16 protein-coding genes are annotated in these 16,312 nt (G+C 68.5%); 10 read left to right on the top strand and 6 right to left on the bottom strand.

What is annotated here, in order from left to right; all coding sequences use genetic code 11:
* The first annotated feature begins 145 nt into the window (after positions 1-145).
* The 3 genes from JZ792_RS38050 to JZ792_RS38040 all read left to right on the top strand — a co-directional run bounded on the left by JZ792_RS38050 (position 146) and on the right by JZ792_RS38040 (position 3,537).
* Entirely contained in the window at positions 146-1,717 is a 1,572-nt protein-coding gene (locus JZ792_RS38050) for a DNA polymerase Y family protein (protein ID WP_216917748.1), read from the top strand.
* A gap of 27 nt (positions 1,718-1,744) precedes the next feature.
* Complete coding sequence (locus JZ792_RS38045) at positions 1,745-2,503, top strand: alpha/beta fold hydrolase (protein WP_438804431.1); 759 nt, start codon at positions 1,745-1,747, stop codon at positions 2,501-2,503.
* 110 nt (positions 2,504-2,613) lie between these two features.
* Complete coding sequence (locus JZ792_RS38040; RefSeq protein WP_254190893.1) at positions 2,614-3,537, top strand: ferredoxin family protein; 924 nt, start codon at positions 2,614-2,616, stop codon at positions 3,535-3,537.
* Positions 3,538-3,668: 131 nt separating this feature from the next.
* Here JZ792_RS38040 and JZ792_RS38035 read toward each other — a convergent pair whose 3' ends face one another.
* On the bottom strand, positions 3,669-4,703 hold the full coding sequence (locus tag JZ792_RS38035; protein WP_216917744.1) for an SDR family NAD(P)-dependent oxidoreductase: 1,035 nt from the start codon (positions 4,701-4,703) through the stop codon (positions 3,669-3,671).
* Between the two features lie 351 nt (positions 4,704-5,054).
* On the opposite strand from JZ792_RS38035, the gene JZ792_RS38030 reads away from it, so the two are divergent.
* The 5 genes from JZ792_RS38030 to JZ792_RS38010 all read left to right on the top strand — a co-directional run bounded on the left by JZ792_RS38030 (position 5,055) and on the right by JZ792_RS38010 (position 12,155).
* A complete protein-coding gene (locus tag JZ792_RS38030) occupies positions 5,055-5,510 on the top strand; it encodes a hypothetical protein (protein ID WP_216917743.1) in 456 nt (151 codons plus the stop codon).
* A gap of 106 nt (positions 5,511-5,616) precedes the next feature.
* Positions 5,617-8,955 carry an error-prone DNA polymerase gene (locus tag JZ792_RS38025; RefSeq protein ID WP_216917742.1) on the top strand — a complete coding sequence of 1,113 codons (3,339 nt, stop codon included), beginning with the start codon at positions 5,617-5,619 and terminating at the stop codon, positions 8,953-8,955.
* Between the two features lie 344 nt (positions 8,956-9,299).
* Positions 9,300-10,217 carry a M48 family metalloprotease gene (locus tag JZ792_RS38020; RefSeq protein ID WP_216917741.1) on the top strand — a complete coding sequence of 306 codons (918 nt, stop codon included), beginning with the start codon at positions 9,300-9,302 and terminating at the stop codon, positions 10,215-10,217.
* Between the two features lie 16 nt (positions 10,218-10,233).
* On the top strand, positions 10,234-11,433 hold the full coding sequence (locus JZ792_RS38015; RefSeq protein ID WP_216917740.1) for a DUF4349 domain-containing protein: 1,200 nt from the start codon (positions 10,234-10,236) through the stop codon (positions 11,431-11,433).
* Positions 11,434-11,921: 488 nt separating this feature from the next.
* Entirely contained in the window at positions 11,922-12,155 is a 234-nt protein-coding gene (locus JZ792_RS38010; protein WP_438804432.1) for a DUF167 domain-containing protein, read from the top strand.
* Positions 12,156-12,186: 31 nt separating this feature from the next.
* Here the strand turns inward: JZ792_RS38010 and JZ792_RS38005 are convergent, their stop codons facing one another.
* Positions 12,187-13,068, bottom strand: a complete 882-nt coding sequence (locus JZ792_RS38005) for an SDR family oxidoreductase (RefSeq protein WP_216917739.1) — start codon at positions 13,066-13,068, stop codon at positions 12,187-12,189.
* An 85-nt stretch (positions 13,069-13,153) separates the two neighbouring features.
* On the opposite strand from JZ792_RS38005, the gene JZ792_RS38000 reads away from it, so the two are divergent.
* Positions 13,154-13,726 carry a TetR/AcrR family transcriptional regulator gene (locus tag JZ792_RS38000; protein ID WP_216917738.1) on the top strand — a complete coding sequence of 191 codons (573 nt, stop codon included), beginning with the start codon at positions 13,154-13,156 and terminating at the stop codon, positions 13,724-13,726.
* 9 nt (positions 13,727-13,735) lie between these two features.
* On the opposite strand, the gene JZ792_RS37995 is transcribed toward JZ792_RS38000, so the two are convergent.
* Genes JZ792_RS37995 through JZ792_RS37985 form a run of 3 tightly spaced genes read right to left on the bottom strand, consistent with a single transcriptional unit; the run spans position 13,736 to position 14,906 of the window.
* Positions 13,736-14,200 (bottom strand): tRNA (cytidine(34)-2'-O)-methyltransferase, encoded by a 465-nt coding sequence (locus JZ792_RS37995; protein WP_216917737.1) that lies wholly within the window; start codon positions 14,198-14,200, stop codon positions 13,736-13,738.
* 44 nt (positions 14,201-14,244) lie between these two features.
* Positions 14,245-14,658 (bottom strand): type II toxin-antitoxin system VapC family toxin, encoded by a 414-nt coding sequence (locus JZ792_RS37990; protein WP_216917736.1) that lies wholly within the window; start codon positions 14,656-14,658, stop codon positions 14,245-14,247.
* The gene (locus JZ792_RS37985; protein ID WP_216917735.1) at positions 14,655-14,906 is read right to left on the bottom strand and encodes a hypothetical protein; all 252 of its coding nucleotides are present in this window, start codon (positions 14,904-14,906) and stop codon (positions 14,655-14,657) included. Before JZ792_RS37985 ends, JZ792_RS37990 begins: the two co-directional genes overlap by 4 nt.
* Before the next feature lie 330 nt (positions 14,907-15,236).
* Between JZ792_RS37985 and JZ792_RS37980 the strand changes: the two genes are divergently transcribed.
* The gene (locus tag JZ792_RS37980; protein ID WP_216917734.1) at positions 15,237-15,875 is read left to right on the top strand and encodes a cysteine hydrolase family protein; all 639 of its coding nucleotides are present in this window, start codon (positions 15,237-15,239) and stop codon (positions 15,873-15,875) included.
* Positions 15,876-15,941: 66 nt separating this feature from the next.
* Here JZ792_RS37980 and JZ792_RS37975 read toward each other — a convergent pair.
* The coding region (locus JZ792_RS37975; RefSeq protein WP_216917733.1) for a hypothetical protein at positions 15,942-16,312 on the bottom strand (371 nt) is incomplete at its 5' end.

Here is a 16,312-nt window from a genome sequence, read left to right as displayed (position 1 = left end):
GGGTCGCCGGGGTCGCCGGGGTCGCCGGGGTCGCCGGGGTCGCCGGGGTCGCCGGGGTCGCCGGGGTCGCCGGGGTCGCCGGGGTACCGCGAGCGTTCGCCCGCGCGACCGTCGACCGCGCGTCGGTCGCCGGTGTCACACCGTGATTCGTCCGGGACGGTCGCGGGTGCTCGCCGTGTGGTGCCAGGACTGGCCCGCGGTCGCCGCGGCCGCGGCGGCGGACCTGCCCGCGACGCGGCCGGTCGCGGTGCTGTTCGGGAACCGGGTGGTCGCGTGTTCGGCGGTGGCCAGGTTCGAAGGAGTGCGCCGGGGATTGCGGCGGCGCGAGGCCCAGTCGCGCTGTCCCGATCTGTTCCTCGTGCAGGACGACCCGGATCGGGACGCGCGCCTGTTCGAACCGGTGGTCTCGACGGTGGACGCGACCGTGCCGGGAGTCGAGGTGCTGCGCTCGGGACTGCTTGTGCTCGGTGCCCGCGGGGCCGCGCGGTTCTTCGGCTCCGAGGAGGCGGCGGCCGAACGTCTCGTCGACGCGGTGTCCGCGCTCGGCGTCGAGGCGCAGATCGGTATCGCCGACGAACTGTCGACGGCGGTACTCGCCGCCAAACGCGGTGTGCTGGTGCCGCCGGGGGAGGGCGCCGGATTCCTGGCGCCGCTGCCGATCGCCGAACTGGCCGCCGAACCGAGTCTGTCCGCTCCGGAACGCGCCGACCTCGTCGATCTGCTGCACCGCCTCGGTCTGCGCCGGATCGGCGATTTCGCCGCGCTGAGCCCGGCCGAGGTCGCCTCCCGCTTCGGGGTCGACGCCGTGCTCGCGCATCGCCTCGCGCGGGCCGTACCGGAACGGCCGCCGTCGGCACGTCGGCCGCCGCCGGAACTGACGGTGGAATACCGCTGCGATCCGCCGATCGACCGGGTCGACGCGGCCGCTTTCGCCGGACGCATGCTCGCGACCGCGCTGCACACCGCGCTCGCCGCCGCCTCGGTCTCGTGCACCCGACTCTCGGTCTACGCGGAAACGGAAGCGGGAGAACATCTCTCGCGTATCTGGCGCTGTGCCGAGCCGCTGACCCCGTCGGGTACGGCGGACCGGGTGCGCTGGCAGTTGGACGGCTGGCTGACCCGGCGCGACCGACCGACCGCGCCGATCACCCTGCTGCGCCTGGAACCGGTCGAGATCGCGGCATCGGGCGCGCTGCAACTCGGCCTGTGGGGTGGCGTCGGCGAGGAGAACGAGCGGGCGCGGCGCGCCCTGATCCGGGTGCAGGGTCTGCTCGGTGGCGAGGCGGTGCAGGTCGGGGTGCTCAGCGGCGGCCGCGGCCCGGCCGAACGCGTCACGATGGTCGTGCTGGGTGACGAGCGGGTGCCCGCCGCCGATCCGGGGCTGCCCTGGCCGGGCCGTCTGCCCGAACCCGCTCCCGCCGTCCTGCTGCTCAACCGTCCGACGGTGGAATTGGAAGCCGCCGACGGTCACCGGGTACGAGTCACCGCCCGCGGCCTGTTCTCCGCCGATCCGGTGGTGCTGCGCTGGGGCAGCAGGCAGTGGCGGCTGACCGGATGGGCCGGTCCGTGGCCGCTGGACGAACACTGGTGGACCCCCGAATCCGCCGCGTCGGCCGCCCGCGCCCAGGTGCAACTGGACAGCTCCGATACCGAGGTCAGGGTCCTGCTGCTCGTCTATCGCGACGAGATATGGCGGGCGGAGGGGCTCTACGACTGATCGCGACCACCGGTACCCTCGGATATCGTGAATCTGTCGGTGACCAGCATGGCGATCGGTGACGTGCGGATCGCCTACCGCGATTCCGTGATCGGTCGATCGGACGCGGCGGATGTGCCGGTCGTCCTCGTCCACGGCATGGGTGGCGACGGGCACACCTGGGACCGTTTCGCGCGCATCCTGCTCGCGCGCGGCAGGCGCGTCATCATCCCCGACCTGCGCGGTCACGGTCGCAGCTCACATTCGGATTCCTACCTGTTCGGTGAGTTCGGCGCGGATGTGCTGAAGCTGATCGAGCGTTGCGGACTGACGTCGGTGGATCTGGTCGGGCATTCGCTCGGCGGTTACGCGGTGTCCTGTGTGGCGCAGGAACGCCCGGATCTGGTCCGTAGGCTGGTCATGGAGGAATGTCCGCTCCCCGCGCGTTCGGGTGACGAGCAGATGAGCCTGACCCGCCGATTCCCGAGCGTGCCCGAACTCTGGCACGCCGCGTCGAGCCTGATCCGTCATCCCCGCGCCGTCGTCGCCTTCGACCGCACGATGACGGCGACCGCCCTCGAACAGTTCCGTAAACCCGATCCGCAATGGTGGGAGCGACTCTCCGATATCACCGCGCCCACCCTGGTGTTGCGCGGCGGGCCCGGCGGCATGGTCGATCCGGAGAAACTGGCGATCATGCAGGCCGCGGTGCCGGATTGCACCGTGTGCGCGTTCACCTGCGGGCACAGTATCCATCGCGATCGTCACCGCGAGTTCGAGGCCGTCGTCCTTCCGTTCCTGTCCTGACGCGGTCCGTATTGTGGTCGATTCGACATCGCGGCGCGGAGTGCCCGCCCGGAACAGGGTTCTAAGGTAAGACTCATGTCCGCCGCACCACCCCCGCGACCGGCCGCCGGATGACGCAACTGGCGACCCGCTTCGACGGTATGACCTGCTCGGCCGCCGCCGCGGTCGATCTTCCGCTGCCAGGCACGGCGACCACGGTCACCGGCTGGCTGTGTATCGAACACCCCGGCGCGTGGGGGCGCGATGTGATCGGCGACGAGGTGCTCGGTCCCGAGATCACCGCCGAACTGGCCGCGCGCACGAAGGCGGCGCGGGTGCGTCCGACCCTCATCAGGCGGCCGGGGCGGTACGAGTTCACCGGAACCCGCACGGTGCTGCTCGCGAGTTCGCGTCCTGAGGGCTCGTGGTGTGAACGATTCGAGATCACCGACCTGAAGCAGTTGCTCGACCTGGATCTCGGGATCGTCGACGGCCCGCCGCCCGGAATCGGTGCGGCGGTGCGTGATCCGTTGACGCTGGTGTGCGCGCACGGTAAACGCGACCAGTGCTGCGCGCTGCTCGGCAGGCCGATCGCGGCGACTCTCGCCGCGCGCTACCCGGATCAGGTCTGGGAGTGTTCGCATACCGGCGGGCACCGGTTCGCCCCCGCCATGGTCCTGCTGCCGACGGGAAACACCTACGGTCGTGTCGATTCCGCCGCCGCCGTGGACGCGGTCAAGGCCGCCCGGCGCGGCGAGGTCTCCCCGACCGGATTCCGCGGCCGCAGTTGCTATCACCCCGTCGAGCAGGCCGCCGAGATCGCGGTCAGGGCGATCGTCGCCGCCGGAGTCGACGATCTCGTCGTCCGATCCGAGAACGACAACGCGGTCGGGGATTCCGCGATCGTGACGCATCGCGACGGCCGCCGCTGGCGAGTGGGCACGCGGACCGTCGACTTCGAACCGCGCCAAGCCAGTTGCGGTGCGAAGCCCAAACCCGTGACCGCCCTCGTCGCCGAGGATCCGCGACCGCTACCGCCGATCGGACCGGCGTAACAGCGGACTCCTACCGAGGCCGGTTTCCGGACACTCGCGAAATCCGTTGGGAACAGCTGATATTCGGTCAGGATCGTGACGATATGCGCACCCGTCCCCACCGCCCCCTGCGGGGTGGGGACGGGCGCGGTTCACCAGTGCGTCCCCGGGACCCAGCGCGCGGCGCGGCGCAGCGCGGTTCCGGTGACGCGGCGAGCCGCCGACCGCGGTCGCGGCTCGGCGGGTGGAGCGGTTTCCGGGACGGCGGTTTCCGGCGCGTCCTCCAACTGTTCGCCCTTGGCCGCGGGCGAGTCCGGCAGGGCACGGTAGTAGCGGTGCAGGATGCGGTCGCGGAATTTGGGGGTGACCAGCGCGCCGTATTCGGCGAGGGTGCCTAGGGGCACGTCGATGCGCTTGGGGCGTTCGGCGAGGGCGCGCACGATGGTCGCCGCGGCCCATTCGGGGGATTCGGATGGTCCCTGAGCGCCGCTCGGCGTGATCATCGGGGTGCGGACCAGCGGCATGTGGATGGTGGTGAAAGTGACGCCGTCCGCCATGGTTTCGACCGCGGCGACCTCGGTGAACTTGTCCAGCGCCGCCTTGCTCGCGAGGTAGGCCGAGAACCTCGGGGTGGCGACCTGCACACCCGCGCTGCTGATCTGCACGATGTGGCCGAATCGGCGTTCGCGCATCTGCGGCAGCAGTGCCAGCGTCATGCGCAGCGCGCCGAAGTAGTTGACCGCCATGGTGCGTTCGTAGTCGTGCAGCCGGTCGGTGGAGCGGTGGATGGCGCGGCGGATGGAACGGCCCGCGTTGTTCACCAGCATGTCGACGTGACCGTACTCGTCGAGGATGGCCTTGACGGTCTGGTCGACCGAATCGGATTCGGTGACATCGCACTGGTAGCCCTCGGCGGTGCCGCCGGCGGCCCGGATCTCCGCGACGACGTCCGCGAGTTCGTCCCCGCGCCGGGCCAGCAGCAGGACGGTGGCGCCCTTGGCAGCGACCGCGAGTGCGGCGGCCCTGCCGATACCGGAGGAGGCGCCGGTGATCACGACGTGGCGACCGGTGAGATCGCGGGTGCGGCGATTGCGACGGATCTGCCCGTCCTCGGCGGAGCGGGCCACATCGGAGGCCGGGACGGCGGCGGCGTCACCCGTTGAGTCACGGTCGGGCGTGGCGTTCATCGCTGCTCCTTCGCGGTCGAATGGTCTGAACTTACTCCAAAGTAAGTTGCTCTGCCAAGTGGTGGCCGACCCCTGGTCGCCGGACCTCGCCGACTCGGGTCGGCCCGGGGCCGGAGTGGTGCGCGCCACGGCGGGTGTGTCGATGCCACGGGATTGCCGATTCGGGGTGTCGAAGGCGGATCGTGGTCCCCCGGCCGGGGGACTTGCCGCTGGTGGAAGGTATTTTCGAAGGTGTTCCGCGGTAAGGCTTTCGAGAGAAGGTCGCGGCGTCCGGCAATCCTCGCGCAAAGGCTCGGTGATTCCTTCCGGCAAGCCTCGAATCTATCGAACATATGTGCGATACTCGTGCGCATGGCGGACGATCGGATGGCGGACATCTTTGCCGCGGTGCGGCTCGGCAGGGGCGACTCGGAGGCGGGGCGGCACGCGCTGCGCACACTGTGGGATGAGCTAGGTCCGGCCGGAGATCCGTTGCAGCGCTGCGTGGTGGCGCATCATCTGGCCGTGTTGCAGAAGACTGCCGAGGAATCGCTGATCTGGGATCAGCGCGCGCTCACCGCGGTGTTCAGCCCGGGCATTCCGCTCGATGACGGACTGCGCTGCTTCCTGCCCTCGCTCTATCTCAACCTGGCCGACAGTCACCGTCGCGTGGGCGATTTCGACGGCGCGCGCATGCAATTGGCCATCGCGCGCGGTCATCTCCGGATCCTGGCCGAGGACGCCTACGGCGCGATGATCCGTTCCGGGCTGGATCGGGTCGAGGAGGCCCTGCGGGCGGGATCGGCGCAACGTTTGACAGCCGAGTGATCCGCGCGACTCCGGCGATATCTTCCGGAGTCCGGCGGTTCGGCGGCCCGATGCGTGACATCTCATCTATCGAATGTATGTTCGATAGAAAGGAGGTGATGCGCTGGTGGGGTGGGGTAACGGACCGCCCACGTGGGCGGAGATGGAACGGGTGCTGTCCGGCCGACCCGGTCGGACGAATCCGGAGGCGATGTACCCCGGTGACGGCGGTGACAGCCCGGCCTGGTCGCGTAAACGCGGCGAATACCTGGCCGAGCCGGTCGAGCGGGTCGGTGGCCCCTCGGTGCCCTACGCCGAACTGCACGCCCACTCGGCCTACAGCTTCCTCGACGGTGCGAGCCAGCCGGAAGAACTGGTGGAGGAGGCCGTGCGGCTCGGACTGGAGGCGATCGCGCTCACCGATCACGACGGTTTCTACGGGACGGTGCGCTTCGCCGAGGCGGCCGCGGAATGGGGTATGCCGACCGTCTTCGGCTCGGAACTGTCGCTCGGCGCGGGTTTCGCGCCCGATTCCGCGCCGCGCACCGGATCGCCCGACCCGGCCGGCCCACATCTGCTGGTACTCGCCCGAGGTCAGGAGGGGTACCGGCGACTCGCGCGGGAGATCTCGACCGCGCATATGGCGGCGGGGGAGAAGGGCATCCTGCGCTACGACCTCGACGCGCTCACCGCGGCGGCGGACGGGCACTGGCATATCCTGACCGGCTGCCGCAAAGGCCATCTCAGGCAGGCCGTCGAACAGGATCTGCTGGCCGGGGACACCGGCCTGGTGCGTGCGGAGGCGGCGCTGCGCGAACTGATCGATCGATTCGGCGGCGACCGGGTCGGCGTGGAACTCACCCACCACGGTGTTCCCGAGGACGACGAACGCAACGCCCACCTGATCGCCCTGGCCGACCGGGTCGGACTACCCGTGGTGGCGACCACCGGCGCGCATTTCGCCGGACCGGGACAGCGTCGCCGGGCCATGGCGCTGGCCGCGATCCGGGCCAGGCAGAGCCTCGACGACATCGCGGGCTGGCTCGCCCCCGCGGGCGGCGCGCACCTGCGCTCCGGCGCGGAGATGGCCCGGCTGCTCGGCGCGGGAGCGGGGCGCGCGGGTCTGCGCGCGGTGTCCAACGCCGCCGAACTGGCTCGCGAATGCGCCTTCGACCTGCGGTTGATCGCACCTCGACTACCGCCGTTCGACACACCGGATGGCCACGACGAGAATTCCTGGCTGCGCGCGCTCACCATGCGGGGCGCGCGGGACCGCTACGGCACACCCGACGACAATCCCGGGGCCTACCGGCAACTCGAACACGAACTCGCGATCATCACCGGACTCGACTTTCCCGGCTATTTCCTGGTGGTGCACGATATCGTCGACTTCTGCCGGAGCAACGACATCCTGTGCCAGGGCCGGGGTTCGGCGGCCAATTCCGCGGTCTGCTACGCCATCGGCATCACCAATGTCGATCCGGTCGCCAACGAACTGCTCTTCGAACGATTCCTCTCGCCCGAGCGTGACGGTCCGCCCGATATCGACATAGATATCGAATCCGATCGCCGGGAGGAGGCGATCCAGCACGTCTACGCGAAATACGGTCGCGAATACGCGGCCCAGGTGGCGAATGTGATCACCTATCGTGGCAAATCCGCCGTCCGCGATGCCGCACGCGCACTGGGGTTCTCGCCGGGTCAGCAGGACGCCTGGAGCAAACAGGTGAGTCGCTGGTCCGGCGTTCGGGCAGAGACCGGAACCGATATTCCGCCGCCGGTACTCGAACTCGCTGCCGATATCGAGGGCCTGCCGCGACATCTCGGCATCCATTCGGGCGGCATGGTGATCTGCGACCGTCCGATCGCCGATGTCTGCCCGGTGGAATGGGCGCGTATGCCCGGCCGCAGCGTCCTGCAATGGGACAAGGACGACTGCGCCGCCGTGGGTCTGGTGAAATTCGATCTGCTCGGACTCGGCATGCTCTCCGCGCTGCACTACATGATCGACCTGGTACGCGAACACAAAGGTGAGACGGTCGAACTGCACCGGCTGGACCTGACAGAGACCGGGGTGTACGAAATGCTCTCGCGCGCCGATTCGGTCGGGGTCTTCCAGGTGGAATCACGCGCCCAGATGGCCACGCTGCCCCGCCTGAAACCCCGGAATTTCTACGACCTGGTGGTCGAGGTCGCGCTGATCCGGCCCGGACCGATCCAGGGCGGCTCGGTGCACCCCTATATCCGCCGCCGCAACGAGCAGGAGGAGATCCGCTTCGACCATCCGGCGCTGGAGAAATCCCTGCAACGCACCCTCGGGGTTCCGCTGTTCCAGGAACAACTCATGCAGATGGCCGTCGACGTCGCCGGATTCACCGCCGCCGAGGCCGATCAACTGCGCCGTGCCATGGGCTCCAAACGCTCACCGGAGAAGATGGAGCGACTACGCGAACGTTTCTATCGCGGTATGCGCGAAGTGCACGGCATCACCGGCGACGTGGCCGACCGCATCTACGAGAAGCTCTACGCCTTCGCGAATTTCGGCTTCCCGGAAAGTCATTCACAGAGTTTCGCCGCACTCGTCTTCTATTCGGCCTGGTTCAAACTGCACCATCCGGCCGCGTTCTGCGCCGGTCTGCTGCGCGCGCAGCCGATGGGTTTCTACTCTCCCCAATCGTTGGTCGCCGACGCGCGGCGACACGGCGTCACGGTGCGCGGTCCCGATATCAACGTGAGCCGTGCCGAGGCGACGCTGGAGGATCGGGGCACGAATATCAGGCTCGGACTGTCGTCGGTGCGCCATATCGGTGAGGAACTGGCCGAGAAGATCGTCGCGGCACGAGCCGCCGTGCCCTACACCTCCTTCCTCGATCTGACCGGACGCGTGGAACTGACCGTCCCGCAGGCCGAAGCGCTCGCCACCGCGGGCGCTCTCGGCAGTATCGGCAGTACCAGGCGCGAGGCGCTGTGGGCGGCGGGCGCCGCCGCCGGTGAACGACCCGACCGCCTGCCCGGCACCGGCGCGGCCACCGCCGCGCCCGCGCTGCCCGGTATGAGCGCTCTCGAACTGGCCGCCGCCGACGTGTGGGCGACCGGAGTTTCCCCCGGCAACTATCCGACGGAATTCCTGCGCGCGCGCCTGGACGCGCTCGGCGTCATCCCGGCCTCCGGCCTGCTCGCCGTGCCCGACGGTTCGAAGGTGCTCGTCGGCGGCGCGGTCACCCATCGTCAGCGGCCCGCCACCGCCGCGGGCGTCACCTTCCTGAATCTGGAAGACGAGACAGGCATGGTGAATATCGTCTGTTCGGTCGGCCTGTGGACGCGCTATCGGCGACTGGCCCAGGGCGCCGCCGCGCTGCTCGTCCGTGGGCGGGTGCAGAACGCGGAAGGGGCGGTCAGCGTGGTCGCCGAACACCTGGAGCGTATGGAACTGCGCGTCGATTCCACCTCGCGCGACTTCCGCTGACCGCGCGGGCCGGTCTCCGGTGCGGGGCGAGTTCCGCCGACGCGGCGCCGAACATCGCAACATGCTGTGATGCCCTCACACGCCTTCTCGATACGGGGAATCTGCACCTCACTGCCACTGCCACGGCGAGCCCGATCGCGATCGAGTCGGTGAGTCGACCGCCGCGCCGCCGCGGTGGGCGCATCGATGACCACCCGAACGGCCGACACACTATTGTCCCCACTACGACGCCGCCGACTCGACGGATGACCATGCCCGCAGACCCACCGGATCACCGCCTCCCGATATCGCGCCGGGACCGAGGCGCGACCGCGCTTGTCACCCTTGTGGTTTCACTGCCGTCGATGGTGATCAGCGGCCTGCTCGTCTACGGCGCGGGCACACTCGGCGGACCGTCGACCGCACTCGGACTGATGCTCACCTGGCTGCTCGTCGGCCCGCTCATCCCGCCGCCGACCCCGGATATGGCGCCGCTGATCTTCCGGGTGCGCCGACCGCGTCCGGAGGAACAGGCGATGTTGATTCCGGCCTGGCACAACGTCGCTCAGCTCGCGCGGGTGTCCGCCGACGACTATTCGCTGTGGGTCCAGGACACCCGCGACGTCAACGCGCTCTCCGCGCCGGGGCGCATCGTCGCGGTCACCGGATGGGCGATCGCCGCGCTCGGACCGCGTGAACTGGAAGCCGTCCTCGCCCACGAACTCGGCCACCATCTCGGCGGCGGCCAGCGCGCCCACATGCTCGCCTACTGGTACGGACTTCCGGTCGCGCTCATCAGGACCGGATACCGCAAGATCACCTGGCTGTTCGCGGTATTCGTCGCCCAGGCCGCGCATATCGTCGGATTCGTCGCGTTGCTGCGGCTGTTCGGTGTGCGAAAAGCCATGGACGTCATCTGTTTCGCCGTACTGACCCCGACCAGAGTGCTGGTATTCGTCGCGGCCGTCATCGCGGCGGCGACGATGTTCGGAATCCCGACCGCGGTGATCGCGGCGGCGGCGCTGCTCGCGGAACCGTTCGCGAAACAGGCGCAGCGGCGATGGTCGGAGATCAGGGCCGACGCCGTCGCCGTCGACCTCGGTTACGGACAACAGACCCACACCGTGCTCGATCTGTGGTTGCGGCGGGTCTCGACGCGGCGCGAGCCCGGCCCGCTCGCCCGAATGCTCGACTCCCACCCGCCGATCGAGACGCGACTGCGCGCCGTCCGCACCCGCGTAGGCGCTTCGGGCTGCGTTATCCCGCCGCCACGGTCCGGGTAACGGTTACCCTGCGACCATGCGAAAGCTTGCGGTGCTGTGCATCGGTCTCCTGGGTTCGGTGCTGCTCGTGGCCTGCGGCAGTGACGACATGTCATCGTCGTCGCCCTCGCCGACGGTCGGTAAATCCATGCCCGCGCCCGCCATTTCGCCGCCCGGTCTGCGCGAACAGGCGGGCGAGTCCGCCGACAGCAGGGGGCAGGCCGCCGATACCGTCGCGCGCAAGGAAGTCGTCACCGGCCGTGTCGATCTCACCGCGGACGATCCGATCGCCGCCGCCGCGACCGTCGCCGACCAGGTCCGCGCCGCGGGCGGCCGGATCGACAACCGCACCGAAGCGCCGGGAACCGAGGACGGCGATCCCAGCGCGTCGCTCACCGTCCGCGTGCCCGCCGACAAGACCGACGCGTTCATCGACGGACTCGGCGGCCTCGGCAAGGTCACCCGCGTCAGCACCAATCGCGAAGACGTGACCATGCAGTGGGAGGACCTCGACGCCAAGATCAAAGCCCTACAGTCCTCGGTCGACCGCCTGCGCGTCCTCATGGCTGGCGCGACCAATACCGCCGACCTGCTCGCCGCCGAGAGCGCGCTGTCGAGCAGGCAGGGCGAACTCGACAGTCTCACCGCGCAGAAGAAACTCCTCGACGACCAGGTCAGCCTGTCCAGCCTCACCATCGCCATCACGGCCACCGAGAAGAAATCCGAGACCGACGACGGCCCCGGCAATTTCTGGGACGGCATCGTCTCCGGCTGGAATTCGCTGGTCGACTGGTTGCAGGACGCCGTCGTCTTCGTCGGCAAGGCGATTCCGTGGGCCGGATTCCTGCTCGTCGTCGGCGCGGTGGTGTGGGGGATCGCGCGTGCGGTGCGCCGTCGTCCGGTGGTGTCCGGTGCGGGAGTCGAGCGCGGTCGCGCCGCCGGTTCTGCCGATCCCGTGTCGGACAGTTCGGACGCGAAAGCAGGTGTCGCGAAGGACAGTCGGGTGGAAGCGGCATTCGGCGATGCGGACGTGAAGACCGATCCCGCGAAGGAGAGTTCGGTGGAAACGGCATCTGGTGCAACCACGACCGGGACCACGAAGGGCGATGCCGCGAAGACCGACGCTGCGAAGGGTGATGCCGCGAAGGGCGACTCGGCGGAAGCAGCATCCGGAGAAGACGCGACCGGGACCGAGGATGCGAAGGGTGACACCGAAGGACCGGCGTCGCGGAAGTGATGGCCACCCGGTGCGGCCGGGCAAGAGAACGAAGCGGCACGATCCTTGCCCGTACAGGCAACACCCAGTCCGAATGCGGCGACGCCCGTCGCAACGAAAACCATTGCGGCGAAGGCACGTCGGTGCCGCCGAGGGCAACCGGTGCGACGGCGGGCCGCGCAATCCTCACCCCGCAGGTGGATGCCCTTCCGAATGCGGGCGGCATTTAGTTTCTATGAAACCGTTGCGGTGAAGGGACGCTCGGTGCCGCCGACGACACCCGATTCGAACGGTGAGAGCCGCGCAATCTTCACCCCGCCACTGGCGGATGCTCTTCCGTACGCGGCGGCGCCCAGCTTCTATGAAACCGTGCGGCGAAGGGGTGTTCGGTGCCGCCGAGGACGCCCGGTGTGACAGCGGGCCGCGCAATCCTCACCCCGCAGGTGGATGCTCTTCCGAATGCGGCAGCACCCAACTTCTACGAAACCGTTGCGGAGAAAGGAATCCCGGTGCCGCCGACGGTGATCAAGGCGACGATCAAACCGAACAGCCGTAAGGGCCCACTCATCGAAACCCTCGACGACGGCACCCTCCAGCTCTACGTCCGCGCTCCCGCCGTCGAGGGCAAGGCCAACAGGGCCGCTATCGAACTCCTCGCCGAGCATTACGGCGTCCCCAAGAGCGCGGTCCGCCTCGCCGCGGGTGCGACCTCCCGCCACAAACGTTTCGAGATCGACCGTTAGAGCGAGTTCATGACGCCGGGTTGCCGACCGATCAGGGCTGGATGTTCTCCAGATCTTCGAGCAGGTTCGGGTGTTTCGGTTGCCAGCCGAGCGTCTGCCGGGTGTGCTCGCTGGACGAGGGCTGGTCGGTGGCGAAGATCGGGCCGAGCGGGCCGAACATCTCTTGCGGCACGGCTTCCGTCGCGACCCCCAGTCTCCGGCCGATGACAGCGGCGATGTCACGCATGGCGTCGCCTTGGTCGTCCACGGCGTGCCACGAGGTCCCCGCCCGAGCCTTCTCCAAAGCCAGTCGGAAGAGTACGGCCGCGTCGAGCGCGTGCACGGCGGGCCAGCGCTGGGTGCCGTCGCCCGGATAACCCGACACGCCGTTGCGGCGCGCGGCCTCGGTCAATATCCCGGCGAATCCACCTCTGCCCTCGTTGTGCACCGTGCGCGGCAGTCGTATGGCCGCGCTGCGCACACCGCGCGAGGCGAGGTCGAGGACCGAGGTGACGGAGTGGCCGCGACCGCCGACAGGTCCCTCGGTCGACACCGGGTCGGCCTCGGTCGAGCAGCGCCCGGGTATGGCGGGTGTGCCCGAGACCGTGATCAACGGGCGATCACTGCCGACGAGTTCCTCGCCCATGGCCGCGAGAGCGGCGCTTTCCTCGGCGATTCCGGCCGCGAGCGTGGCAAGGGATGTGAAGTCGTTGCTGAAAGCCAGGTGGACCACGCCGTCGGTCTCGGCCGCGCCGGCGCGGATCGTGCGCAGATCGGCGAGGTCGCCACGGACGGATTCGGCGCCCGCGGCCTCCAGGACCTTCGCGGACGACTCGGAGCGGGCGAGTGCGAGGACGGTGTGACCGTTCCCGAGCAGTTCGGCGACGACCGCCGAGCCGATCAGGCCGGTGCCGCCGGTGATGAATACGCGCATGTCATTCCCTCGAATGTGATGGGACTTTTGTCCCGTCACTGTATCAGAGTGATGAGACAAAAGTCCCGTCACCTAGGATGGCGTGATGGCACGGTGGGAACCCGGGGCACGCGAGCGGCTCGTCCTGGCAGCGATAGACCTGTTCGCCGAACAGGGGTACGACGAAACGACGGTCGCGCAGATCGCCCAGCGCGCCGGCGTCGCGAAGAGCACGTTCTTTCGGCATTTCCCCGACAAGCGCGATCTGCTGGTGGCGGGCCAGCAGACGCTGAGCCGACTACTGGCAGAGGGGATCGCCGAGGCACCCGAGAGCGCCACTCCGCTCGAAGCGGTCGCGGCGGGTCTGGAACGCGCGTCGAACTCGATGGGCCCCGTGAACCACGAACTCGCGCCTCGCCTGAAGGCGGCGGTCGAGGCCAACGTGGAACTCCAGGCCCGCGACGCGCTCAAGAGCGTGGGGCTCGCGGTAGCCATGACCGACGCCCTCGTCGCTCGCGGAGTTCCCGACCCCACCGCGCACCTCGCGGGCGAACTGGGTGTTCTCGCGTTCAAACGGGGCTACGCCCAATGGCTGGACGCCGATGCCGACGCCGCGCTCGCGCCGTATGTTCTCGCGGCCCTCGAAGATCTCGGCTCGGCGAGCCGGTCCCTCACCTGAGATCCCGCCCTAGACCCCGCCGGGAAACCCGTGCTGTCGCCACGCCTCGTACACCGCGACCGCCGCCGCGTTCGACAGATTCATCGACCGCCGCCCCGGCAGCATCGGAATCCGCACCTGCTCGGTGATACGCGGATCGTCCAGCACCTGCCGAGGCAACCCGGTGGGTTCGGTCCCGAACAACAGCACATCCCCCTCCCGATACGCGATATCGGTGTACCTCGTCGCCGCCTGCGTGGTGAACGCGAACACCCGCTCCGGCGCCAACACCCGCCACGCCTCATCGAGACTCGCGTGCACCGTCACCGACGCCAGATCGTGGTAATCCAACCCCGCCCGCCGCAACTTCGACTCGGACAGATCGAACCCCAACGGCTCGACCAGATGCAGCTCACACCCGGTCCCCGCCACCAGTCGAATCGCATTACCGGTATTCCCCGGAATAGCGGGCTCGTGGAACATCAGTCGGAACACAGGCGCCTATTGAACCAGGTGGGGTACCCGTGCGAGCGAGGCGGTCAGTTCGGCAGAAGTCGAAGAGGAGTCGAGTGGCGGGTCCGGACAGCGCTGAAGTGCCGCAGATCAAGCGTCGCGACCTCCCGGACACCGAGTCGTTCTGCCACCGCGAGTACGGCGGCATCGACAGCTCCCAATGGGAAGTCGGCGTACTTTCGTACCAGCTCGGCCATACGTTGTAGATCAGTGCGGGTGAGTTCGACGAGTTCGATTTCGTTCGCGGCAATGGATTCCAGGAACGCGGCTTCGATCTGCGGTCCTACGCGAGTCTCCAGAAAGTAGCAGACCTCCGCGAGCACCGGACTCGGCACAAGCAGGGGGCCGGGATGGGTTTCCAAGAGATCAAGGCAGCGTTGGTGATCAGCGTCGTTCTTGTTGAGGACGGCAACGAGCGGGCCTGTGTCGCAGACGATCACCGGCCAGTTTTACCATGTTCCTCACGCAGAAGGTCTTCCGAACGTGCGGCGAGGTCGGGTTCGGCGTCCATCACGCCCGCGAACGAGAGATGCCGACGCCGCTCGACTGCCGGTTCCGCCGCAGTTGCCGGTTCGGGGGACTCGGTGACGACGAGTTGGAGTGCGACCGCCCGCAACGCCCGCGCTTGGTCGGGCGTGAGCCGGTCGACCAGCCGATGCAGGTCTTCGTAGTCGTGCGCTGCGGTCATGGTTGTGAGTTTAGTGGCTTGCCACTTTCGATGCCTGAGTCATCGACCTGAGAACTGAGGTATCTGCACATCGACGTGCCCACGTCGCGAGACTTCGGCAAATCTTCTCGTGGGTCCGATCAGTCCGTGGTGCGGTGGGCCTGATCGGTTATTGGATCGATCAGCCTCGGCCACGCCGATGGGTTGCCCGGGCCGGCGCGAAATCCGGGCACCGAGGTGACCGGCGGGCCGGGGATGCGGTGTCCCACATGATCACTCGACGTAGAGTGGGGCGAGCCCGATCGCGGACGCGGTCATCCGGGGACAGTGTTATCGACGAGGAGCGCGACGATGCGGTTCGGCAACGGACTCGATATACCCGAAGGGCTCGCGGATGTGTGCGCGCCGGATCGGATGGCGGTGCTCGTGTACGACATGCAGGTCGGGGTGTTGTCGCAACTGGCCGATGGGCCGCAGATCGTCGAGCGGGTCGTGCGGCTGGTGGAGGCGGCGCGGCGCGGTGGTTATCCGGTGATCTTCCTGCGGCACTTCTTCCTGCCGCCTCGGCTCACCGGGGTGTTCGGCCTGCGCATGGCGATGAACTGGCAGCAGGTCGAGTCCGTCGACGAGGTGAAGCCCATTCTGCAGCGCGACACCCCGCCGTTCGAGCTGGTTCCCGAACTCCAGCCCCGGGCCGATGAGATCGTGTTCGACAAGACCTCGATGTCGGCGTTCGAGGGGACTCCGCTGGCGGCGACCCTGCGTGACCTCGGCATCGGTACTTACGCCATCTGCGGGGTTGCCCTGGAGATCGGTATCGCGCCCACCGTCACGCATTCCACCGACCTGGGTTTCGTGCCCGTCGTGGTCGCCGACGCTTGCGGCGGTAAGGATAAAGAGGCCATGGCGCGGGCCTACGACGATTTCGCCTTCCAGGGGCACGCGATGGTCACAGACGTCGACACGATCACACCGCTTCTGGCGAACTGACGGTCTCGGTCTCCGCTGAACCACAGGAATCCGCGTTGTCGTATCGCGGATTCGGCAGTGGCGTGACTAGTTGTGGCAGGTGTCGCGGTCGTTGTAGAGCAGCATCTGGGTGACCTTCGCCTCGGGTGGGCTTTCCGAGCGGATGCCGAGGAAGCCGTAGTGGGCGGGTTGGCCGGGGACGTCGGCGGAGCTCCAGTTGTGGCCGAGTTTCAGGGCGGGGTAGGCGGCGCGGACTTCGTCCAGGGTGGAGCCGACGGTGATGCCTTCGGGGGTGTGGGCGGGCAGTTTGTTGTGCATGATCGCGACGATCTCGCCCTGGTTGTAGAAGCCGCTCCAGCCCGCGGTGGCGGTGTAGCGGCCGCAGCCGGGCGGGTCGCCGCCCATATCCTCGACTTTCGCGATCTCGCCGGTGGCCTGGGCGTCGGCGAGGCTCATGC

Source organism: Nocardia noduli, from assembly GCF_019038455.1.
Lineage (GTDB): Bacteria > Actinomycetota > Actinomycetes > Mycobacteriales > Mycobacteriaceae > Nocardia > Nocardia noduli.
The sequence above is the reverse complement of the archived record's forward strand: the minus strand, read 5'-3'. Positions and strand labels throughout refer to the sequence as shown.